This is a genomic window from Sphingobacterium tabacisoli, from assembly GCF_017908035.1.
GTDB classification, from domain to species: domain Bacteria; phylum Bacteroidota; class Bacteroidia; order Sphingobacteriales; family Sphingobacteriaceae; genus Sphingobacterium; species Sphingobacterium tabacisoli.
The window spans coordinates 37,180-60,576 of sequence record NZ_JAEQMU010000002.1 but is presented as its reverse complement, the minus strand read 5'-3'; the positions used below and the strand labels follow the sequence as shown (position 1 = coordinate 60,576).

The 23,397-nt window shown below is 41.7% G+C and carries 24 protein-coding genes; 19 read left to right on the top strand and 5 right to left on the bottom strand.

The genetic code is table 11. The features are described from left to right. Window positions 1-55 precede the first annotated feature (55 nt). Entirely contained in the window at window positions 56-592 is a 537-nt protein-coding gene (locus JKG64_RS11165) for a hypothetical protein (RefSeq protein ID WP_210354396.1), read from the top strand. Here JKG64_RS11165 and tamL read toward each other — a convergent pair. After that, complete coding sequence (gene tamL / locus JKG64_RS11160; protein WP_210354395.1) at window positions 589-2,952, bottom strand: translocation and assembly module lipoprotein TamL; 2,364 nt, start codon at window positions 2,950-2,952, stop codon at window positions 589-591. The genes JKG64_RS11165 and tamL overlap by 4 nt on opposite strands. Window positions 2,953-2,959: 7 nt before the next feature. Between tamL and JKG64_RS11155 the strand changes: the two genes are divergently transcribed. From JKG64_RS11155 to JKG64_RS11125, 7 genes are all read left to right on the top strand, one after another. Further along, window positions 2,960-3,718 carry a TrmH family RNA methyltransferase gene (locus tag JKG64_RS11155; protein WP_210354394.1) on the top strand — a complete coding sequence of 253 codons (759 nt, stop codon included), beginning with the start codon at window positions 2,960-2,962 and terminating at the stop codon, window positions 3,716-3,718. A gap of 7 nt (window positions 3,719-3,725) precedes the next feature. Beyond that, the gene (locus JKG64_RS11150; RefSeq protein ID WP_210354393.1) at window positions 3,726-4,913 is read left to right on the top strand and encodes an MFS transporter; all 1,188 of its coding nucleotides are present in this window, start codon (window positions 3,726-3,728) and stop codon (window positions 4,911-4,913) included. Between the two features lie 5 nt (window positions 4,914-4,918). Then, complete coding sequence (locus JKG64_RS11145; RefSeq protein ID WP_246512567.1) at window positions 4,919-6,190, top strand: AI-2E family transporter; 1,272 nt, start codon at window positions 4,919-4,921, stop codon at window positions 6,188-6,190. 6 nt (window positions 6,191-6,196) lie between these two features. Then, window positions 6,197-6,859, top strand: a complete 663-nt coding sequence (locus JKG64_RS11140) for a TatD family hydrolase (RefSeq protein ID WP_210354392.1) — start codon at window positions 6,197-6,199, stop codon at window positions 6,857-6,859. Further along, window positions 6,856-7,584, top strand: coding sequence for a tRNA threonylcarbamoyladenosine dehydratase (locus JKG64_RS11135; RefSeq protein WP_021070954.1), 729 nt, complete (start codon window positions 6,856-6,858; stop codon window positions 7,582-7,584). Before JKG64_RS11140 ends, JKG64_RS11135 begins: the two co-directional genes overlap by 4 nt. Before the next feature lie 138 nt (window positions 7,585-7,722). Beyond that, window positions 7,723-8,016 (top strand): DUF4342 domain-containing protein, encoded by a 294-nt coding sequence (locus JKG64_RS11130; RefSeq protein ID WP_210354391.1) that lies wholly within the window; start codon window positions 7,723-7,725, stop codon window positions 8,014-8,016. A 19-nt stretch (window positions 8,017-8,035) separates the two neighbouring features. Then, complete coding sequence (locus JKG64_RS11125) at window positions 8,036-8,221, top strand: YqaE/Pmp3 family membrane protein (RefSeq protein ID WP_210354390.1); 186 nt, start codon at window positions 8,036-8,038, stop codon at window positions 8,219-8,221. Between the two features lie 36 nt (window positions 8,222-8,257). Here the strand turns inward: JKG64_RS11125 and glmM are convergent, their stop codons facing one another. Then, window positions 8,258-9,640 carry a phosphoglucosamine mutase gene (glmM, locus tag JKG64_RS11120; protein ID WP_210354389.1) on the bottom strand — a complete coding sequence of 461 codons (1,383 nt, stop codon included), beginning with the start codon at window positions 9,638-9,640 and terminating at the stop codon, window positions 8,258-8,260. 185 nt (window positions 9,641-9,825) lie between these two features. On the opposite strand from glmM, the gene JKG64_RS11115 reads away from it, so the two are divergent. Continuing rightward, window positions 9,826-10,413, top strand: a complete 588-nt coding sequence (locus JKG64_RS11115; protein ID WP_210354388.1) for a phosphatase PAP2 family protein — start codon at window positions 9,826-9,828, stop codon at window positions 10,411-10,413. A 6-nt stretch (window positions 10,414-10,419) separates the two neighbouring features. Then, window positions 10,420-11,328: a ZIP family metal transporter gene (locus tag JKG64_RS11110; protein WP_210354387.1), complete on the top strand. Its 909-nt coding sequence runs from the start codon at window positions 10,420-10,422 to the stop codon at window positions 11,326-11,328. 9 nt (window positions 11,329-11,337) lie between these two features. Here JKG64_RS11110 and JKG64_RS11105 read toward each other — a convergent pair whose 3' ends face one another. Then, complete coding sequence (locus tag JKG64_RS11105; protein WP_021070959.1) at window positions 11,338-11,793, bottom strand: MarR family winged helix-turn-helix transcriptional regulator; 456 nt, start codon at window positions 11,791-11,793, stop codon at window positions 11,338-11,340. A 118-nt stretch (window positions 11,794-11,911) separates the two neighbouring features. On the opposite strand from JKG64_RS11105, the gene JKG64_RS11100 reads away from it, so the two are divergent. The 3 genes from JKG64_RS11100 to JKG64_RS11090 are packed head-to-tail and all read left to right on the top strand — an operon-like array spanning window position 11,912 to window position 14,411. After that, the gene (locus JKG64_RS11100; RefSeq protein WP_021070960.1) at window positions 11,912-12,151 is read left to right on the top strand and encodes a FeoA family protein; all 240 of its coding nucleotides are present in this window, start codon (window positions 11,912-11,914) and stop codon (window positions 12,149-12,151) included. Further along, window positions 12,151-14,253 (top strand): ferrous iron transport protein B, encoded by a 2,103-nt coding sequence (gene feoB, locus JKG64_RS11095; RefSeq protein WP_210354386.1) that lies wholly within the window; start codon window positions 12,151-12,153, stop codon window positions 14,251-14,253. Before JKG64_RS11100 ends, feoB begins: the two co-directional genes overlap by 1 nt. A gap of 11 nt (window positions 14,254-14,264) precedes the next feature. Then, entirely contained in the window at window positions 14,265-14,411 is a 147-nt protein-coding gene (locus JKG64_RS11090) for a FeoB-associated Cys-rich membrane protein (RefSeq protein WP_210354385.1), read from the top strand. Between the two features lie 43 nt (window positions 14,412-14,454). Here the strand turns inward: JKG64_RS11090 and dinB are convergent, their stop codons facing one another. Next, window positions 14,455-15,549: a DNA polymerase IV gene (dinB, locus tag JKG64_RS11085; RefSeq protein WP_210354384.1), complete on the bottom strand. Its 1,095-nt coding sequence runs from the start codon at window positions 15,547-15,549 to the stop codon at window positions 14,455-14,457. 205 nt (window positions 15,550-15,754) lie between these two features. On the opposite strand from dinB, the gene JKG64_RS11080 reads away from it, so the two are divergent. The 3 genes from JKG64_RS11080 (at window position 15,755) to JKG64_RS11070 (ending at window position 19,054) form a co-directional block, all read left to right on the top strand. Further along, window positions 15,755-16,984, top strand: a complete 1,230-nt coding sequence (locus tag JKG64_RS11080; protein WP_210354383.1) for a porin — start codon at window positions 15,755-15,757, stop codon at window positions 16,982-16,984. A gap of 246 nt (window positions 16,985-17,230) precedes the next feature. Further along, window positions 17,231-18,346 carry a lipid-A-disaccharide synthase gene (gene lpxB, locus JKG64_RS11075; protein ID WP_210354382.1) on the top strand — a complete coding sequence of 372 codons (1,116 nt, stop codon included), beginning with the start codon at window positions 17,231-17,233 and terminating at the stop codon, window positions 18,344-18,346. A 69-nt stretch (window positions 18,347-18,415) separates the two neighbouring features. Then, window positions 18,416-19,054 carry a hypothetical protein gene (locus JKG64_RS11070; protein WP_210354381.1) on the top strand — a complete coding sequence of 213 codons (639 nt, stop codon included), beginning with the start codon at window positions 18,416-18,418 and terminating at the stop codon, window positions 19,052-19,054. Window positions 19,055-19,191: 137 nt separating this feature from the next. Here the strand turns inward: JKG64_RS11070 and JKG64_RS11065 are convergent, their stop codons facing one another. Continuing rightward, window positions 19,192-21,018, bottom strand: coding sequence for an alpha-L-fucosidase (locus JKG64_RS11065; protein WP_210354380.1), 1,827 nt, complete (start codon window positions 21,016-21,018; stop codon window positions 19,192-19,194). Window positions 21,019-21,110: 92 nt separating this feature from the next. On the opposite strand from JKG64_RS11065, the gene rnhA reads away from it, so the two are divergent. The 3 genes from rnhA (at window position 21,111) to JKG64_RS11050 (ending at window position 23,395) form a co-directional block, all read left to right on the top strand. After that, on the top strand, window positions 21,111-21,605 hold the full coding sequence (rnhA, locus tag JKG64_RS11060) for a ribonuclease HI (protein WP_210354379.1): 495 nt from the start codon (window positions 21,111-21,113) through the stop codon (window positions 21,603-21,605). Window positions 21,606-21,779: 174 nt separating this feature from the next. Continuing rightward, window positions 21,780-22,958, top strand: coding sequence for an AIR synthase related protein (locus tag JKG64_RS11055; protein ID WP_210354378.1), 1,179 nt, complete (start codon window positions 21,780-21,782; stop codon window positions 22,956-22,958). 5 nt (window positions 22,959-22,963) lie between these two features. Continuing rightward, a complete protein-coding gene (locus JKG64_RS11050; RefSeq protein WP_210354377.1) occupies window positions 22,964-23,395 on the top strand; it encodes an ATP-dependent zinc protease family protein in 432 nt (143 codons plus the stop codon). Window positions 23,396-23,397 lie beyond the last annotated feature (2 nt).

The window sequence follows — 23,397 nt, the reverse complement described above, 5'->3', positions numbered from 1 at the left end:
AAAGGCACAATTCTTTAGCCGAATTATTTAGTAATATTGTACCGAAGTTACAGACATGAGAATACTATTCCTTTTTTTCGCCCTTCTATGCGCCTCTACCTATAGCCACGGTCAGAACAGCCCGCAGTATATCGACAACTTTATTGTCAAAGAAAACTTGACCGCAAATGGGAAAGTAGCCATAATCGCTGTTGACTCTAACGAAGTTGCAAATGAAGCTATCAATGGAACCTTCAAATTCAGTATCAACGGCTTTGAACAGACACTATCCTTTCATCAAGGAGTAGGTGTACCAACACATCCTATAGATGGATCGACATTTGCCTACTTCAAGCATAAAAATCAAAATGGCAGTTCAGGAAAATTCTATTTTCTCTACAAAAAGGAAAATAAAATAACCCCCGTAAAAATAAACGGTCTTCTACTCCTTATCATCCCAGGGGTATTACTTTTATTGGCCTATGCATTCAAACGCCTGTTAACTACATTTGTTGTACTAGCTGTTATTTATGGTTACTTTTCTTTCAGTAAAGGGCTATCCATCAGCCAAATCCTGGAGAGTGCATTTGAAGTGTTAAAGAGTTTTTTCTAGAAAGGCAATCCTACTCCGAAATTGTACTGAAAAAAACCGTAACGATCCGGACTATTGGTCTGCCGGTACTTATCCTTGAAATCCTTGGCATCGAAAAGATGCCTGATCACCCATTGGTCTCCATCTTTAAACTGGGGATCCTTGACCTTCAGACCGGCATCCAGACGCATCGTAAAATAGTCCATATCGAAACGCAGGCCAAAGCCTGTTCCTATTGCAATCTGGGACAGGAATTTATCAAATTTGAACTCTCCCTCCTGGTTTAGGGTATTGGGGCGTAGTCTCCAGATATTCCCCATATCCACAAAAGTGGCCCCATTCATCTTGGCACCTAAAAAATTGTCCAAAAGACGGAAACGGTATTCAAAATTAGATTCCAGTTTTAACTCTCCGAGTTGATCTAGGTTCCGCAGATTGAGCCTTAACTGCTCGGTTTTAGCATCATCCGAAGCTTTAATACTACTTCTGTTATATCCCCCGGGTCCCAACGTTCTCGCTTGCCAAGCCCGTATACCGTTCATACCTCCGGAAAACAAACTCTTTTCAAAAATCAATAGTTCAGAATTATTACCATAAGGCACAATCACTCCTGCATTGAATCGAAATACAAACTGCCGATTGCCACCAAGATAACGATAGAGCCTGTAGTCTGCCTCCGCCTTGGCATATTGAAGATAAGCGACTCCAAATAGAGTCTTCATCCCTGCTGCATTCTCCCTAAAACGGAACAAAGAACTCAATATCCCCAAAGTATTACCACTCAGGTCTACAACCCCACGGGCGAAGGAAAAATCTCCTAGTTTCTGAAGCTTGGGGGCATTCCAAGTAATAGCATACTGCGACCCCCATCCAAAATACTGCCGGTCATTGGACTCTACATACAGCTGATATCCTTCTTCTATCAATCGATCCCTGAATCCAGGATCAAATCGCCCGGCCCTATACTCGAGTACTAAAGGGGTGTAGCTGTGCTGCAGATTGCGCGACTGCCACCAAGAATAATTCAGGGTATTGATAAAATAGCGGTTGGAATATGTCCCATCCTGATTGAACAGCTGTAGGCTCGAAGAAAACATCGTCCGCGGAAGCCCAAATTGACCGGAACTGCGAATACCAAACGGCAATAGCAACCGTGGGACAACCAGATTAACACCGACTTGAAAATCATTGTTGAAAATTTTGTCTTTTAGGTTCCCAGCCAGCCTTGGGTCAAATAGAACGCCATACCGCAACTTCACCTCTAGAAGCTCAGCGCCACCAAAAACGTTACGATGCGAAAATGTATTACCGATATTAAAACCGCTCATCCCGGAACTAAAGGTATACTCTCCCTCGACCTGATTGGCCATTAATGGGCGTGGAATAAGCTCATAGGACACATCCAACAGGTTACTGTCTACTTTTTCATAGCTGATCTTTACACTGCGAAACCCATTCATCTCGTATAGACGATCGTACGATAGGTTTTCGTTACTCAGGTTATACGTTTGCCCGGGACGTATATACATATAGCGTGCGATGGGCTTCAGTCGGTACCGAGAGGTCTGATCGGCAAAGACGATACCTGTAACTGGATCCCGTTCTTGAGCAACCTCACGCTTCTTGCCATCACCAGGAAGCACATGCAAACTGACCTGCCCTATCTTATAACGTTGATGTGTGCCATTATCCGGATTGGATACCTTGAAAAAAAGCGCAGTATTATTTCCCTCCATGGTCGTATCGACACCTACTCGCATATACTGTCGCAAAAAATCAAAATATCCTTTGTTTTTTACGGCATGAAAAAACTTCTCCCGTTCCTCTCCGAGTTTTGTCGCATCGTATTGCATACCTTCCTGCAACATACTGGACGGCTTGACGACATCTGCATAGATCTGGGAGAAAACAGAATCTTCAAAATCATAATTTATCTTCTGAACATAGAAAGGATCGCCCAGTTGTGATACAAAGTCAATCTTGGCTTTCTTTTTGTTGACTTGTAAATACGGAGAAACATGAGCTCTAAAGTATCCTTTGGTATAGAGAAAACGTTGGATCTGATCGGTCGAAAGCTCAACAAGCGAAGAGTCTAGCATATGTGGCGCTTCGCCAACCTGTCTTATTTTTTGGGTCTTATAACGTCCTTTCTTTGTATTAAAGAGGTTATAGATGGTTAAATTCAGTACCGAATTGGGTCTGATTTCATTCGAGACATGGGCATAAGCAGACTCTTTCAGTTCTTTGGGCACACCACTCATATCTACATCCGTAACGAGCGCCTGATTGTCTTCCAAGTATTTTGCGGATCGGCAGGAGGCGAATTTTAGGAGTAAAAGTGTTATACTTGCAAAAAATAAAAGTCTTCTTTCTTTAGTCATTAATCCAATGTTGTCAAAAGCGCAAATCAGTCTGATAACTTCTCTACAGCACAAAAAATTTCGTACCGTACATGGCCTTTTTATTGTCGAGGGCATCAAATCTGTAACCGAATTTGCCGATTCGTCGTACAAGATACAGAAAATATTCACCACCGATCAGGCTTGCGCAAAGTTGCTCAAAATACCGCAAACTATAAAACCGATTGCACTCTCTGAAAATGATTTCAATAAAATATCGGCTTTAAAAAGCCCACAAGGCGCATTAGCATTAGTAGAAATACCTGAACCGCAACACTTTGACATCGAGTCGCTAAAAAACAAACACACACTGGTACTGGACGGTGTACAAGATCCAGGTAATCTAGGAACAATTATCCGTACCGCAGAATGGTTCGGTATACAGCAGATTATCTGCTCGAAGGATACTGTAGATGCTTACAATCCTAAAGTGGTACAGGCAACGATGGGCTCTCTCGCCAGGGTAAAACTACATTATACAGCCATCGAAGAATTGGTTCAGCAGCAAGAAATCCCTACCTACGGCGCCCTGTTGGAAGGCAAATCGATCTACGATATTGATTTCGGCAAACAGGGACTGATCATCATGGGGAATGAAGGAAATGGCATACGCCCGGAACTGATCCCTTCGATAAAAACAGCCGTAACTATACCACGAATCGGGCTGGCAGAATCCCTGAATGTTGCAGTAGCAACTACGATATTCTGTTCGGAGATAGCCCGGAGACAACTAACAAAAGCAGAATAAATCTATAATGCAAGAATCTAAACAATCGATCTACACCCTACAATTTGCACTACTCTGCTTGAGCTCTCTCCTTTTTTCAGCGAGCTTTAACATGATCATACCAGAACTCCCGAACTACCTCAGCAGCCTGGGAGGAGCCGAACACAAAGGCCTTATTATCGCACTCTTCACGCTTACAGCTGGTATATCACGTCCCTTTAGCGGAAGACTGACTGACCAATGGGGACGTGTCCCGGTAATGGCCATAGGTTCTATTGTATGTGTACTATGTGGCTTTCTATACCCTATCTTGACGACACTGTCGGGCTTCTTCATGCTACGTCTGGTTCATGGATTTTCAACGGGATTCAAACCCACCGCCACATCGGCATATGTAGCAGATATCATCCCTCAGGAACGATGGGGAGAAGCACTGGGTATGCATGGGCTGTGTTTTAGTATAGGTGGTGCGGTAGGTCCCGCTGTGGGTAGCTTTGTAGCTCAAAACTTTGGCCTCAATACCATGTTTTTCTCTTCATCGCTCTTTGCATTTCTTTCTATCGTCATCGTACTGAACATGAAAGAAACCTTGCATCCGAAGCGTAAATTCCAGACAAGCATGTTAAAGATATCCCGTTCGGATATCCTGGAAAAAAGGGCTATCCCAGCGGGTATAGTCACCCTGCTTTCCTATTCCGCATATGGTGTTATACTCACGCTGATACCCGACTGGAGTGAACACCTTGAGATAAGCAACAAAGGTTTGTTTTTCACGGCTTATACACTAGCCTCTATCGGCATCCGATTCGTATCCGGCAAGGTATCGGATAGATTCGGAAGAATAAGGGTCATGCTCGTTGGACTTATAGTTATTGTCATTTCACTGGTACTGCTTGGAAAAGGAGACAGTGTATCCGGACTGATTCTGGGCGCCTGTGTGTATGGTATAGGAACAGGTATCCTCTCCCCTGCGCTCAACGCTTGGACAATCGACCTCTCCCTGCCCCAGTATAGGGGAAAAGCAATGGCTACAATGTACATCGCACTGGAAATCGGAATCGGAGGAGGAGCTTTATTAGCAGGTTATATTTACCAAGATTTCATTCCCCGTATTCCTTATATCATGTATGGGAATGCTATCGTTATTTTTCTTGCTTTTTTTTATGTGCTATATTGGGATAATACCAAAACAGAAAGAAGCAACCGCTTGTTATAAAAGGTATGAAAACTCCGTCGAACAAACCGTATGCAATTAATCTAGCAGCTAGCTTATTTGCCCTTGTATTAATACTCGCTTTACTGTACGTAGCTCAAGATGTGCTACTACCGATACTGTTTGCGACGCTGATTTCGATCTCACTGTTTCCATTAGCCCGATTTTTCGAACGGCTACGCCTTGGAAAAGCCTTCTCCGCTTTACTAGCCGTTATTGTCGCTATAACTGTAATATCGTCGATACTATGGTTTATCGTCCATCAGAGTATCATCATTGGAAAAGATGCTTCGGCTATCACAGATAAGGTCCTTTCTGTCCTTGAAAATGGCCAAAACTGGCTTCAGGATCGATTCGGCATAGAAAGGAACCAAGTGCTTGACAAACTTAAGGAGCAGGGAAACAAAACCCTGGAAAATGCCGGCGGAGTTATAACAGCCACATTTGGTTCGATTGGCAACATGCTTGCGAGTGCGATACTTGTACCGCTGTACAGTTTTTTCATGCTTTATTACCGTGACTTCTTCCGCGAGTTTTTCTTCAAAGCCTTCAAATCAACTCCGCAGACTAAAGTCGACGAGGTCCTGAACAAGATCTACACGGTCGTACAGAGCTACCTAGTCGGACTTATCACGGTTATGGGGATTGTCGCTGTACTGAATACGGTAGGGCTCATGCTTATGGACATTGAATACGCCTGGTTTTTCGGCACGCTGGCCTCACTACTGATGCTACTCCCTTACATCGGAATAGCAATAGGCTCTATACTGCCCGCCCTTTTCGCGCTAGCAACCAAAGACACCGCCTGGTATGCACTAGGTGTCGTAGCGTGGTTTCAGGTGGTACAGTTTTTAGAAGGAAATATAATTACTCCAAATATCGTAGGTAGTAAAGTCAGCATAAATCCGCTAATGGCAATTATCGGCATCCTACTGGGAGGAATGTTATTTGGTCTTGCAGGTCTGATCTTGGCTCTCCCATTTATCGCTACATTAAAAGTTATTTTTGACGCTATACCAAGTATGGAGGCTTTTGGATTTTTAATCGGTGAGCCAGAAAAACAACATCTCAAACGGAACTCAACGCAAGAATTGCTCATGAAATGGGGAATCGTACGCACACCGAAAACAGAAAATAAAGTCAAAGTGGACATTACGATAAATACAGCGGAATCCAATGCAGCTCCTCAGTCGGAGCTAAACTATAAAGAAATATATGAGAGTGAGGATATCCCCTATACGGAGGATACTAAGGAGGATGAAAAACAAAAACCTGAGTAAACGCCGATGTCTCTACCTTTTTTAGACATACACACGCATAGTACCGTCCGCTATCCAGATATCCTAAGTGTCCAGAACTATATTATAGGGCGGGAGGCGATGGATAATGAAAGTCTATACACGGCAGGTATACATCCCTGGTATATAGATGCTGACCCTAGCTTACAATGGCAACTATTAGAGACTGTAGTAGGTACCCCTCAGGTAATCGGTATCGGTGAGTGTGGATTGGACAAACACTGCAATACGGATTGGGATCTACAACTAGGTATTTTTGAGAGGCAAATCAAATTAGCAAAGAAAGCGGGTAAACCACTCCTCCTACATAGTGTAAGAGCTTATCAGGAGATCGCCCAATTATTACGGGTACAACAATTCGATCTCCCTGTAATATTTCACGGCTTCAACAAAAACATAAAACTGGCCAAACAGTTACTCGATGCAGGTTACTACTTAAGCTTAGGTGCAGATATCTTTAGTGGTAGACAGGACGCCTTGATCTCTGAAATCCCATTGGATAGGCTATTCCTAGAAACAGATGATAAAGCGATCGATATAGTAGCTATTTTTTCTTACTTTTGTGCCGCCCGAAAACTTCCTATCGCTGTACTAAAGCAACAGTTGATGGACAATTTTGAGCGGGTATTTAATTACAGGATTGAAGAATGAAAGATTTATCGTGGTTATCTAGAACGGAAGCTTTGATAGGCCGCGAGGCTTTAGAAAAACTAGCCTCATCGCACGTAATGGTATTGGGACTTGGAGGTGTAGGCTCTTATGCTGCCGAATTTATCTGTCGTGGAGGTGTAGGAAAAATGACAATTATAGATGGAGACACGGTAGATCCTACAAACCGCAACCGACAGTTGCCAGCACTAGCTACCAACCACGGAATTTCTAAGGCGCAGATTATGAAACAGCGTTTGCTGGATATCAACCCAGAGCTAGACCTCACTGTACTAGAGGAGTTCATTATCCCGGAACGCCTGGAAACTCTATTGGAAGCCAAACCTGATTATATCGTCGAAGCCATAGATAGTATCACACCTAAACTATTTTTGATCCGACGCGCCTATGCTGCAAAGATTCCTTTTGTCAGTTCGATGGGAGCCGGTGGAAAAGTAGATCCTACAAAAATACAAATTGCCGATATCAGCAAATCTTATAACTGTAAACTGGCTTTACATATCCGCAAAAAACTACGTAAACACGATATCCGTGAAGGTGTAAAGGTCGCCTTCTCTACGGAACTACCGGAAAAATCTTCGCTAATCTATACAGATGGCAGTAACTTTAAAAAATCAGCCTACGGGACAATGTCTTATCTGCCTGCTGCATTTGGAGGAGCAATTGCCTCTGTGGCTATTCGCGAGCTGATCGGAAAAGAAGCATAACCGGGAAACACACCGATAAAAATATATTTTTCACCGAAAATCTGCCTAGGTTTACCTACTTGGAGTGGGCTGTCTATATATTCTCTCCTATCTTTGATAACATACAAACAAAGGATATAAATTAAAAAAAGAGAAATCATGGCATTCAAAGAAACTTATAATATCTCCGGAGAGAACCTATTAAAGAAAATCAAAGAACTGATCAACGATGGTAATGTGACGAAAATCACTATCGCTGATAAGCATGAAAAGGAAATAATCAGCTTTCCGGTAACTATCGGAATCGTAGGACTGATACTCGCGCCTATTTTTGCGGCAGTAGGTGCATTGGCCGCTGTAATCGCAGAATGCAAAATCATCGTCGAGCGTAAAGATGCCGAGCCTAAAGAAAACGACTCGGAAACAGAACAAGAAGATAATCCCCTAGTTTAATTTTAACAGAACAGATAAAATGATATTGATCGCTGTATTATTCCCTTGGCTCTCCTTCTTTCTGAGAGGGAAAATTTTATCGGGAATCTTATGTTTAGTACTACAGATAACCTTAATAGGATGGTTGCCCGCTGCGATATGGGCGGTAGCCTCCCGACTGGATGCAAAGAACAAGCAGCGAATCGACCGTCTAAATAGATGCTAAAGAAAAAGCCTTCGTAATAGAAGGCTTTTTCTTTATTTAAGAGATGATCTCTTCGATCTCTCTGATTATCTTCTGTGCTATCGCTTCCGCAGCTTCAGGTGTAGGCCCCTCGGAGTAGATACGGATAATTGGCTCCGTATTCGACTTCCGCAAGTGTACCCACTCATTTTCAAAATCAATCTTCAGACCGTCGATCGTAGAATGTTGCTCATGTGCATACTTAGCCTGCATCTTTGCCAACAACCCATCGATATCCAACCCTGGGGTCAAGGTGATTTTATTTTTAGACATAAAATACTGTGGCAACTCGGCTCTATAAGTCGAAACCTTCTTACCTATCTTCGCTAGATGTGTCAAAAAAATCGCTACACCGACTAAGGCGTCACGTCCATAATGCGATGCAGGATAGATCACACCACCATTGCCTTCGCCACCAATAACCGCGGCCACTTCTTTCATCTTGGTCACGACATTCACCTCGCCAACAGCTGCAGCAAAGTATTCACCTCCATGACGCACAGTGACATCGCGCAAAGCACGTGTAGAAGACAGGTTGGAAACCGTATTTCCTTTTTGCTGGGACAAGATATAATCGGCAACAGCAACCAGGGTATACTCTTCACCAAAAAGCTCGCCATCTTCCATCATAAATACCAGACGGTCTACATCAGGATCTACAGCAATCCCTAAATCGGCTTTATTGCTCAATACTGCAGCAGAAAGATCGGTCAAGTGTTCTTTCAAAGGCTCTGGATTATGTGGGAACTTACCGTTAGGCTCGCAGTGTATCTTATAGATCATCTCCACGCCCATTGCCTCCAGCAACGCTGGAATAAAAACTCCTCCTGTGCTATTAACGGCATCCACAGCAATTTTGAATCCCGCTCCTCGGACTGCATCTACATCAACATATTCAAGAGCCAATACCGCATCGATATGTTTTTGAAGGTAACTGCTATCATTTACTACTTTTCCAAGATCCTGTACCTCTGCGAAATCAAAATCCAGACTTTCGCCAAGACTTAACACCTCCTGACCTTCGGCATCAGAAATAAATTCGCCTTTTGCATTTAATAATTTCAAGGCATTCCACTGCCCCGGATTATGGGAAGCAGTCAATATAATCCCGCCTGCTGCTCCCTCTAAAGGAACGGCTATCTCCACAGTCGGCGTCGTAGACAGTCCTAAATCGACCACCTCGGCACCAATACTCTGCAACGTACCGACGACTAGGTTATTAACCATCTCCCCAGACTCTCGGGCATCTCTACCGACCACAATCTTCTTAAGACCAGTCTTCTGCATAAGAATATTACCGAAAGCTGCCGTGAATTTGACAATATCAATAGGTGTCAATCCTTCTCCGGAACGGCCTCCAATAGTACCACGGATACCCGAAATAGATTTTATTAAAGTCATATACGTAATCAATTATAGTGAACCGTAAAAATAAGCTATTCCTAAATAAATACAAGTATCTTGATTGGATATAAAATTAAAAACATATCTTTGTTGCAACTTTGTGTATTTTAATATCAAAATACTATTTTACGTTTTATATCAATTAATGTATTTTAGCTTTTCATACACAAAACATAAAAACTATGTGGCAACAGATAATTGATCTAGATAAAGAAATATTCTTGCTGATAAATCAAGGACTAAGCAACCCGGTATTCGACTGGCTGTTACCTATTTTACGTAACCCGTTTACCTGGGCCCCGCTTTACCTTTTTGTGGTTATCTTTTTCATCAAGCACTATGGCAAACTAGGTATATTAGTAGTACTCTGCACATTGATTAATTTTGGTGTGTCCGATGGGATATCCTCGCACCTGATCAAAAAGAATGTAAAACGTATACGCCCCTGCAATGATATTGAGTTCAAACATGATATCAATCTCCGTGTAAGGTGTGGGTCGGGCTTTAGTTTCACCAGCTCGCACGCTACGAACCATTTTGCAATGGCCTTTTTCTGGATCGTACTGTTCAGACGTAAATGGAAGCATACCCTATGGCTCTGTATACTATGGGCGTCACTTGTCTCTGTTTCACAAATCTATGTCGGGGTACACTATCCTTTTGATATCCTTTGCGGGGCCCTACTCGGAACTCTGATCGGGATTGTCAATGGTAACCTGTTCAAGCGATTTGTGCCATCTTTCTTTAAGGAAACAATTCCAATAACATAATACTATATGAGCTTTACTTTAATCGTAGCTATCTTATTTTTATCTGCCTTCATCAGTGGTATGGCGGTGTTTTTTGTCAAACGTGATAACACCAGTTATCTCAAATTGATACTTTCCTTTAGTGGAGCCTATCTATTTGCGATTACGGTATTACACCTCATCCCGCACGTCTATCACGCAAATACAACCAGCCCAGAAGTAATTGGCTTGTATATACTGGGTGGTTTTATATTCCAATTGCTATTGGAGCAGTTCTCCCAGGGAATAGAGCATGGACATATCCATCATCAGGAGAACACGGGTTTTCCATTAGGGATCATGATCAGTCTATGTCTCCATGCATTTTTGGAAGGGATGCCACTCATATCGGGACAACAGACCAAACTTGTATTTGGCATTGCGATCCATCATATACCAGCGGCATTTGCACTAGGTAGTTTACTATTGAGCTCTACAGTTAAAAAACAGACTATCATCATTATGTTAGTAATCTTTGCCGCGATGACGCCGCTAGGATTTATTACAAGCTCGGTACTAAGCGAAGGAGAAATCGGAAACATCTCTCAACATTTTGATAAAATAATGGCTGTAGTAATCGGTATATTCTTACATATCTCGACGACCATATTATTTGAGTCCGGATCTGCAGATCACCACAAATTTAACAAGAAGAAAATGGCTGCTGTATTCTTAGGTCTAGCCGTATCACTTACTACCTTTTTATTGCCACACGACCACAGTCATGGCGCACATGGACATGAACACCATAACCATGATGGTCATAACCACGACGGTCACGACCATGAGCATACAGATGGCACACATGACCACAACCATGATGGACATGATCACGGGCATGACCATAGTAAAGACGAAACGCATAAGCATGATGACCACAAAGGACATCAGCACTAATCATGTGGATTAAACTTCGCCACGCATTTTGTCCAGCAAGTCGCTCAAAAGCTGTGCCTCTTGTGCCGTAAGATTTTTGGATAATATCGTAGAAAGATTCATATCGGCCTCTAATTCTTCTAAGAGTTGGAGGCCTTTTTCTGTAATAAGGAGGTCTACCGCCCGTTTATCAGCCTTATTCTTGGTACGGGTCACTAGCCCCTTGGTCACTATCCGCTCAACTAACCTCGAAATATCAGGCGTAGTATTTATCATACGTTCACGGATAGTAGAATTGGAAGCAGGCTTGGGGTATTGTCCACGTAAGATACGAAGTACATTAAATTGCTGCAGGGTAATACTCTTTCTACTTGCTCTGTCCTCCAACAGATTACTCAACCAATTATTGGTATAAAGAATATTAATCGTGGCCTTATGCCAATCATCCTGAAATCGACTAGTCTTAATCCGATCCTCAATCCCCATGCTTTTAATAAATCTAAATAAAACAACTATGTGACAGAATCAACACCTCTACATTCACTCCTTTTACCTATATTTGGGGGATTTCGAGGTATTGAAATCATCTAAAGTTACAAAAATAATGCAAAATAAAATCTCACTGGATAAACTAAAAAAAGGTGAAAAGGCAATTATTCACTCTTTTGAAAAAGATGATCTGCCAGCCAAGTTTTACGAACTGGGTTTTACCCCGGGTACTGCTATACAAATCAAGCATAAAGCTCCGTTGCATGGCCCCATCTGTATTAACATTATTCAAGACAATACCTTAGTAGCAATCAGAAAGTCAGAAGCCTCTTTAATTCTGACAAATAAAATATAATGAAGAATAAGACAATAGCATTATTAGGGAATCCCAATGTAGGCAAGACGTCCCTGTTCAACCGTATAACGAAGCTTAACCAAAAAGTAGGAAACTATCCCGGAATCACTGTCGAGAAAAGAGAAGGAACAGCAAAAAAAGGCGATAAAGAGTATAAGGTCATTGATCTACCAGGTACATACACCCTATTTCCCAATTCCTTGGATGAAGAAGTTGTATTCAATACACTGACCAACAAAAGCGTAAATGGTGCTCCTGATCTTGTTGTAGTCGTTTCCGAACCAAGTACGATAAATAGAGGAATCGTACTGTATCAACAGGTACGTGAGTCTGGTCTTCCGGCAATATTCGTGCTGAACATGATGGACGAAATTGAAGATAAGGGCATCCAAATCAACCATGCGGGGTTAGAAAGTTACCTAAAGACTACTGTTTTCAAAACGAATGCCCGTACTGGAGAGGGGGTAGACAACCTGATTCAAAATTTCGATATACAGGCAGGTCCTTATTTCAATAGTCTACCACTTCCTGTAGACTATCAACAGCCACTTGATGAAGCGAAAAAAATATTTCCATTGGAAACCGAATATCGGACCTGGCAATATTTGGCCCAAGAAAATATTAAAGTTCTATCAGAGGAAGAAAACAACAAACTATCCGCCATAAGAAGCAAGTATGACATCAACATACAGCAGCTGCAAAAAGCGGAAGCAATCCTGCGTCAAGAAAAGATTAATAACGATCTAAAGCCAATCCTTCAGAAAAAAGAGAACAAAAAGCTTAGTATCACGGAAAAAATAGATAATATACTAATCCACCCTGTGTATGGATATATTATCTTTTTCGGACTGCTATTTTTGATATTCCAAGCTATATACACTTGGTCTGGCCCATTGATGGATGGTGTAGATGAGCTTTTTGCAAGTCTAGGTCAATCTGCGGCAGCTCTGCTCCCTGAAGGCCCCTTGGCTGACCTCATGGTGAATGGAGTCATCGCAGGAATCGGAGGTATCGTAATTTTCCTCCCACAGATCATTATCTTATTCCTTTTTATATCCTTGATGGAAGAAACGGGATATATGAGCCGTGTGGTCTTTTTAATGGACCGTTGGTTAAAACCATTCGGCCTAAATGGTAAGTCTGTGATTCCATTAATGTCGGGCGTAGCATGCGCGATACCTGCAGTAATGTCTGCCCGAAATATAGAAAACCCCAAGGAGCGTCTCTTGACAATGTTAGTGACACCGTTTATGACCTGTTCGGCCCGACTACCGATTTACGTGGTAATCATAGGCTTGGTCATACCTGACACGGACTTTCTAGGATTTAATGTACAAGGTATAGTTTTATTTGCGATGTATATCCTTGGTATCGTAGCTGCTCTATTCTCAGCGTTAATACTTAACAAGATTATTAAATCGGTACGTAACTCGTACTTGATTTTTGAATTACCAACCTATAAAATGCCAGATTGGAAAAACGTACTGAATACAGTATGGGAAAAATCTTCGAGCTTTTTATTCGGTGCAGGTAAGATTATACTCGCCATATCGATTATCCTTTGGGTATTAGGCAACTTTGGCCCTAACGACAAATTCTCGGAGCCGGAAAAATACATCGTACAGGAAAACCCACACTTTACGGAAGAGCAAGTGGCAGATGAAATTTCGGCCTATAAGACAGAATATTCCTATCTAGGTTATTTAGGTAGAGGTATTGAACCTGCGATCAGACCTCTAGGCTATGACTGGAAAATAGGAATCGGCTTAATAGCTTCATTTGCGGCACGCGAAGTATTTGTCGGAACGGTAGCTGTAGTCTATTCACTGGGAGAAGATCTGGACATTGAAGATGATGAGCAAAAACAAACGCTCTTTACCCGTATGAAGTCCGAAATAAACCGAAATACAGGTCAGCCAACCTATAATCTTGCATCAGGCATCTCACTTTTATTATTTTATGCATTTGCGATGCAATGTATGGCGACAATTGGCGTTGTTAAGAGAGAGACGGGATCATGGAAGTGGACATTGATCCAAGCAGGATTTATGACAGGACTAGCGTATATCGCAGCCTTGATTGCGTATCAACTGTTAAAATAAACATTTAAGCTATGATGTACATTCAATACGCTATAATTGCACTTGTTTTTATCATTGCAATCGTATTTATGGTTAAAAAGTTCTGGCCATCAAAAACAAAAAGCGGTGGCTGTGGTAAAGGCTGTGGCTGTAGTTTCACTGAAAAAGCCCAAAATTAAAAAATGTTGGCGCGTTAGTATCTTAAAGATCTAGCGCGCTTTTTTATAAGGTCCTGTAGTTGCTATCGTCAAACAAACTCAATTGACCATTCCGTGGTGCATCAAACTCATGTTCAAAAAAATTGGATATCGTAACTCCCAATAACCTCACTTTACGATCTTCAAAATCAACCTTATCCAAAAGCAATCCAGCCTCTTCTTTCAACTGCTGATAGGAGGATAAAAAATGGACTCCGGTATAGCTCCTCGTCAGTAAGGTAAAATCGGCAAACTTCACCTTTAAGGTAAGGGTCCTTCCGGCTACTGATTTTAAATCTATCCTATTGCTCAATTTCAAACAAAGCAGGTCTAACTCTTCCTTCATCTGATCGAGTTCGAAGATATCACGCTCGAAAGTATCCTCTACACTAATAGATTTGGCTACGCGGTTAGGGCGCACTGGGCGTTCGTCGTTGCCCCTGACCATATTATAAAAAAAGCTTCCAGACTTACCAAAGTCCTTTATCAGCTGCGCCTCGGAAAACATTTTTAAGTCAAGTCCGCAATGTATTCCCTTTCCCTTCATTTTTTCGGCAGTCACCTTACCTACTCCAAAAAAGCGTTCAATAGGCAAAGACTCCAAAAATTTCACAACCTTTGAAGGTCCAATAAAGGTCAATCCATCGGGCTTGTTATAGTCGGAAGCGATCTTTGCTATAAATTTATTGACCGAAACTCCTGCTGAAGCGGTCAGATTAAGCTCGCCCTTGATTGCGGCCTTTATTTCTTTAGCGATGTCTATAGCGGAACCGATTCCCTTCTTATCCTCAGTTACATCCAGATAAGCCTCGTCCAGCGAAAGCGGTTCGATAAGATCGGTGTAGCGTCTGAAAATCTCGCGAATACGTATCGAAACCTCTTTATAGACATCGAACCGTGGATATACAAATATAATATCTGGACACAGCTGTAGTGCCTGTCTTGAGGACATGGCAGATTTCACCCCGAAGCGCCTAGCCTCATAGCTGGAAGTGGCAACCACTCCCCGTCCATCCGGCGAACCTCCCACGGCAATGGGTTTGCCACGGAGCTCGGGAAAATCCCTTTGCTCGACTGAAGCATAAAATGAATCCATATCCACATGGATAATTTTTCTCATGTTGTAATGCAACGATTTTAGTCAAAAAAAGCAGGTAATCGACCAAGTGTGTTAAGCCAATGTTAATTGAGTATTATGAAATGATTACCTTAAACATTAAGCCTTTGTCCTCAATTCATTAATCTTATATTTGCGTAAAGTTAATGTTAAGACCTAAAGACTTAACACTACAACCCCAAATTAGATTTTAAATTTAAAGATAACAATGCAGTACCCCAATTTTCGAACGTTTTTTTTTCGTAAAAAAACTTTTATAGCAACGCCTTTGTTCCTTTTTCTAGGTCTTGGCGCTTTAAAAGCACAGGAACGGGATGACCGTGCGACGATCCTCAACTTTAAGGGAATTCAATACACCTCCAAAGATTCTCTTTTCTATACAAACTTTAGGTTTAGAATGCAGAACAGGCTGGGATATAGCAATGTATTAGATGGCGAAAACAATGGAAAATTTGACGCTAGAATACGTAGACTACGCATGCGGATGGATGGTTATATCTATACTCCAAAAATATCCTACTCGGTACAGTTAGCATTTACGCGTAGCGATCAGGACTTTGACGACACAGGGGTGCCGAACATCGTACGTGACGCGGTTATATTTTATAATTTCTCGGATGATTTCTATATCTCTTTTGGGCAGAACAAGCTCCCCGGAAACAGACAGCGTGTAAACTCGTCAGGTTCGTTGCAGTTTGCCGACAGATCCCTAGTAAACAGCAATTTTACAGTAGACCGTGACTTCGGAATTAGCTTCAATTTAAGCAAGAAACTCGGCGCAATGCCTATCAATGCGAAAGCAGCGATTTCAACTGGTGAAGGACGACCTGCAAACTCCACTGACGATGGACTGGCTTACACTGGACGTGTTGAATTCTTACCTTTAGGGGAATTTAAAAATGGAGGCGACTATTCCGAAGGTGATATTGAACGAGAAGTTACTCCAAAGCTATCGATTGGCGGTGGATACAGCTATAATGACCGCACGGTACGCGAGGGTGGACAAACCGGAAAATACGTGCAAGATCCCTTCACCTTAAAAACAGCCTTTGCAGATGCCATATTCAAATACCAGGGTTTTGCGTATCAAGCAGAATATATGCGTCGGGATGTAGACAACCCATTGAACAAAACAACGGGCGACAAACCGGAGGATACCTATGCATACAAAGGATGGGGATTGAATCAGCAAACCTCTTATCTGCTGAATCATGGTTACGAAATTGCGGGTCGATATACATACCTCAAACCGCATCAACAAATCTCGACATTCGAGGTGCAGACAGAAGTTCTTGAGGTGGGCCTGACCAAATACATGAAAGCACACCGCCTCAAATTCCAACTCAATGCCAATTATATGGTTAAAGATGGAGCTTATGACAATTCACATAAAAAGAACTCCTGGGGAGGTATGTTCCAAGTAGAACTGGGAATCTAGATAAAATACATGCTTTACAAAAAAGGTCGACGGATGTTGGCCTTTTTTTATGCTCAGCCTAAAAGCTAAAAGGTGAGCATGCTCTTAAATATTACGGAATCTAACGGCAGAAGACATCCTTAAATAAAGAATACTTATCTTTAACCTTTAAAAAAAGCTCACTACTCTTACAATGTGGATAAAGTATTTAAAAAATATAATCGGTATTGATGAAGTGGTGTCTATATATAAACAGACGATATACGCATGAAGTACTATATTATAGCGGGAGAAACATCTGGAGATCTGCACGGTGCAAACCTTATTAAAGCCTTAAAAAAAGAGGATCCTAATGCCGAATTCAAAATTGTGGGTGGCGACGGAATGCAACAGGCTGCAGAACAGCAGGCCTTGATACATACCTTACAAATGGCCTTTATGGGATTTGTAGAAGTAATCAAGAATCTCGGAGCCATCCGTAAAAACCTGCAGTCCGTAAAAAAAGACATCCTTGAGTTTCGACCTGATACAGTGATCCTCATCGACTTTCCTGGCTTTAACTTAAAAATAGCATCATTCGCCAAGCAACATAAAATAAAGACCTGTTACTATATCTCTCCAAAAATATGGGCCTGGAACCAGGGTAGAGTTCATAAAATAAAGAAAATAGTAGATCATATGTTTTGCATCCTCCCTTTTGAAGTGGACTTCTATAAACGGTTTGGGATGAAAGTAGACTACGTGGGTAATCCACTATTGGATGCAATCAGCAACTATACATTTAATCCCGATTTTCGGACAGACAATGGGCTGTCTGATGCCCCCATCATTGCATTACTTCCAGGTAGCCGGAAGATGGAGATTGAGCAGATACTGCCAAACATGATCGAGCTGTATTATTCCTTTCCAAAACATCAATTAGTGATCGCAGGAGCCCCTAACTTTGACAGCTCTTACTACCAAAACTATCTTGGAGACATGGAGATACCTGTCGTATTTGACCAGACCTACGATCTACTCAAAAATGCAGAAGCAGCGGTGGTGACCAGTGGCACAGCGACACTGGAAACTGGCATATTAAAAGTACCGCAAGTAGTTGTTTATAAGGCTAATGCAGTAAGCGTATGGCTAGCCCGTAAGTTGGTCAAGGTAAAATTTATCGCTCTTGTGAATCTGATAAACAATTATTTGTCTGTAATCGAATTGATACAAGAGGACTGTAATCCAGGAAACATACGGGATGAAATCGGAAAAATCCTCACAGAGAAGGAACACAGGGACAATATTTTAGAGAACTATGACGTATTAGCAGAAAAGTTAGGAACTCCAGGTGCATCAGAAAAAACAGCTAAATTAATCTTTAGCTACCTAACTGCAGTCTAACTTGTATTATAAGGTAAGATTCCCTTTTTGTAAAGGGAAATAATTATTAATAACAAAAAAGACAAAGAGATGAAAGTAAACAAAAAAACGGGACTTATCGCTTTCATGATTGCGCTATGTTCCATTGCAATTGGGCAGACGAACGAACTGCGTTTCGAAAAACTAGTACTCAACAAAAAGGAGAAGAAGATTTTCAACGACCGTGACTCTTCAACTGTTATTTACATCGATACTTTGATCATGAAGGATAGATCATCCCTTCAATTTTATGGAAAGAAAGATGTAAAACTGATTGTCAAACATGCGGAAATCGGCGATAGAGCCTTTATCTCCGGGCAGGGGGCACAAAACAATGCTTCTGACTTTGACATCGATATCAATTTTGCAAAATTAGGCTCGCTTTATGTAATCGCCCGTGGCCAGGATGCTAATAATGGCACACGAACCTATCCAAATGGGGATGCAGGTAATGTGAATTTAGTATATGAACCTACTGGTATAACACCACAAACAGAGAATAAAAAACAGAAAAACTATCTTTTTGTAGATGTCTCACCAGGGGGACTACATGTAACACCCAGCTCTGAAATAACAAATATCTATTCCAGAATAGCGACCTCTGCTCCTGGCCTTCGTGGACTGCCGCAAGGACAGATTTATTCTGGGTCTCCAGGTAAAGAGGGAAAGGTAACTATCCGTAGTAAATAAAATATTAATGATTCTTTCGGATCATAAACACCGATGGGTAGCCACCAATAATCAAGAGAGCTTCTGGTGTCCTTAATGAACGGATACTTTCATAAAAAAGGTCTGTATCAAAAAATGATACAGACCTTTTTTATGGACTAAAGATTGCTTTCTATTGCTTTTACTTCCTCTGCATACAGTTCTACCGGTTTATCCAATAGTACTGCTACAACCGTACAGTAGCTATCTAACCTATCTTTTGGGACGTCTATATAGACAATTCCAGGAATAGCACTCCAATATAACTTATTATAAATCTTGTGCCCTATCATCGAGCCCTCGCCTACTATCCGTACTCGTGCAATAGTATTCTTCAATCCTTTAATAGCGATAGGTCCGGTAGGCTGTCCTTCAATAAATAGATACAATGTCTGACGGTCTCGGGATAAAGCGGTATTTCCGATATAATGCCCATCGGCGATCCCCTGCTGAGCGTCGTGTAAAACCTCTGCATGTTTCAAAACCCAAGTCTTCGTTTTTTGGTCTGTAAATTTGAGGTCTTTTGATAATATACTGCCATCATCATTCATCTGCCCCGAAAACAAATTAGCTCCCGTAGAAGTAAACTCTACAATATCACGTATAGCACCCGGAGTATCGTTGACACGCAGTACATCGGCTAGAACAGGTTTAACCTCGGCATGATCAAACTCAAAATGAGGACGATCTGCAAAATCTATCGCAATTACGGAAGCTGTTGGGTCGAAATCCGTCGTAGTCATGTTCAGACTTAACGTATAACCATCATACTTATAGTCTATTTTATCGGAACTAGCGACAAAACGAACCTGAAGAGGCTTTGATTGTAAACCATTTATCTGAAGATAATTTTGCACCTCATCTAAGTATACATACACGGTCTTGCCATCCTTAGAGAAGCTGTTTTTTTCTTGTATAAAAGCAGGCGATACTCCTGCCCTAGTGCCATAAATGGCCTCTTTGTACTTGCTGGTCCAACGTCCCAATTCTTTTAGAATTGTCACTTGCTCTTCGGGGATGGTACCATCTGCCTTAGGCCCTATATCTAAAAGCAAATTACCTCCCATGGCGATACAATCGATCAGGGTCCTTACAATCATATTCGGGGTTTTGTAATTTGTATCGAAATGCTGGTATCCCCAAGAATCATTCATGGTATAACACAGTTCCCAATATCGGTCAGCAGGCCGCTTTACGGGTACCCCCTGTTCTGGAGTAGCATAGTCGCCATGATGATTCAATCTTGAGTTTACAATGATATTCGGATTGTATCTGCGTAATAGGCTCAGTGTCTGCTCTGCTTGCCATTCTTCGGCACTATGTTCCCAGTCACCATCAAACCACAATAGATCAGGTTTGTACTGCGATGACAGCTCAGCGAGCTGCCCCTGATAGTAATCAACAAATTGCCCCCAACGCTTAGGCTCATCTTTTAGCATGTAACGTTTACGCGAACGTGTAACCACATCATAATATGGGTGACTCCAATCGGGCAGGGAATAATAAAGTCCCGTTTTCAATCCTGTCTTTTTAACAGCGGTTATAAAAGGTGTCAAGACATCCTGCTTTGCAATAGCATGTTTAGGCACGGTCAGCGCTTTATCTGTTTTACTATCCCATAATGCGATTCCATCGTGATGCTTGGTTGTGATTACGGTATACTGTGCTCCTGACTCCTTAATCAGATTAGCCCACTCTTGAGGCTTGTATTCTTTTGCGGTAAAACCGTCGAGTTGCTTCAAATAACGATCATGGCTCATATAGTTATTGAAGAATGACCAAGATTCAGAAACACCATCGACAGCGTACACACCCCAATGGACAAAAATACCGAGTTTGGCATCATCAAACCATAACATCTTCTCATCCTTGGGAAGACTATTTTGCCCATACGATTTAGCAAATAAAGAAAACAACATCAATCCAATAAAAAGTCTCTTGATCATAAGTTTAAAGTAGGATAGACTAAAATAGGATATATCCGTAGTATTGACAAATTTTACTATCGAATAACGATTTATAATGTATTTTTGTGCCAATGATAGAACTTTATACAGACGGTGCTTCTAGCGGAAATCCTGGTCCAGGAGGATATGGTACGATATTACGAACTATCTATACGGGCAGTAACCCCGAGTTTCATGGTAAACTTATAGAAAAAGAGTTTTCCGGAGGTTTTCGTAAAACCACCAACAACCGAATGGAACTTTTGGCAGTAATCATTGGATTGGAAGCGCTCAAGAACAATCGACAAAAAGTCACTATCTATTCCGATTCAAAATATGTCATCGATGCAATAGACAAAAAATGGGTCCACGGCTGGATGAAAAAGAATTTTGAAGGCAAAAAAAACAAGGATCTATGGCTACGCCTAATGCAGTCCTATAAGATACATGATGTAAAATTAGTTTGGGTCAAGGGGCATGCCGGGCACCCTTTAAATGAACGGTGTGACCGACTTGCGGTGGCCGCGTCCAAGGATAAACCCAACTGGAAAATAGATTCGGTATTTGAGATGGAATCACAGCAATAAGCTGCCATTGACTAAATCGCCTCGCAGTATCAGGCACAAGTGTGTAAAAAAACAATGACTTTAGTTCCCCCTATAGCGCTGTATTGTCAGTAGCTGTACTAACGGGGTTAAAAAACGAATACTTACCGAAAAACTTTAGTTATAATCATAAGCAATGTTTATTTTTGTGGCAAGATGTCAGATTTAAAATACAATCAAAGAGGTGTGTCCGCTGGAAAAGAGGATGTACACAACGCGATAAAGAATATCGATAAAGGTTTATACCCAAAAGCTTTCTGCAAAATAATTCCTGATATTCTGGGAGCAGACGAGAATTGGTGTAATATCATGCACGCGGATGGTGCCGGTACAAAATCTTCCTTAGCTTACGTTTATTGGAAGGAAACGGGTGATATCTCTGTATGGAAAGGTATCGCACAGGACGCAATCATTATGAACCTAGATGACCTACTCTGCGTAGGCGCAATCGATAATATCATATTGTCATCTACGATAGGTCGTAATAAGAACAATATCCCTGGTGAAGTCATTGCAGAGATTATTAACGGAACGGAAGAAATCCTTGCTGAACTACGTGAACTGGGAATAGGTATATACTCTACTGGAGGTGAAACCGCAGACGTGGGTGACCTAGTACGTACAATTATTGTAGACAGTACGGTTACCTGTCGTATGAAACGTGAAGATGTAATCTCTAATCATAACATCAAAGGCGGAAATGTCATAGTGGGATTAGCGTCCTACGGACAGGCTACCTACGAGAAGGAGTACAATGGAGGTATGGGATCTAACGGTCTTACATCTGCCCGTCACGATGTATTCGGCAAATATATTGCGGAGAAATACGCTGAAAGCTTTGACCCTGCCGTTCCTTATGACTTGGTATTTGCAGGAAGTAAAGCACTGACCGACACGGTGAAGGTAGAAACAGGAGAGGAAATCACTGCAGGAAAGCTTGTGCTCTCTCCGACTCGGACCTATGCTCCTGTGATCAAAGTTATATTGGACAAATACAGAAAGCAGATCGATGGAATGGTGCATTGTTCTGGTGGTGCACAGACTAAAGTACTTCACTTTGTAGACCATGTGCATGTCATCAAAGACAACCTATTCCCAATCCCGCCGTTGTTTGAGTTGATTCAAAAAGAATCTAACACGGACTGGCAGGAAATGTACAAAGTATTCAATATGGGGCACCGCATGGAGCTATACGTCCCTGAAGAAATAGCAGCCGACATTATTAAGATATCAGAGTCTTTTGGTATACCGGCACAAATTATTGGAAGAGTGGAAGAAAGTGACAAAAAGCAAGTCACTATCAACTCTCCCTATGGTACATTTATCTACGAATAAGCTACGTGAAAGAAAAGCTGACTATAGGCAGGTATGAGATCGTGGACCTTCCCGAACTGGGAATGTACAATATAGAATCAAAAATCGACACCGGGGCGGAGACCTCGGTGTTGCATTGTGAAGATTTTGAGATCATAGAAAAAGATGGACATCGGTTCATCAACTGTCATATTAAGCCACACTTGGAGGAAGAGGAGATTTTAACCTTGACCTTCCCCGTTCATAGGGAGCGTGTCGTCAAAAGCTCCTTTGGCCAAACCGAAACGCGCCATATATTTTTGACTAAAATACGTATGTTTGACCAGCTTTTTGATATCAAGCTATCATTGAGAGATAGGTCATCTATGTCCTACCCTATGTTACTGGGGAGGAACTTCATCAGCGGAAAGTTTCTTGTTGATGTTTCTAAAAAAGGGCTCGCTAGAAATAGCTTTTAATC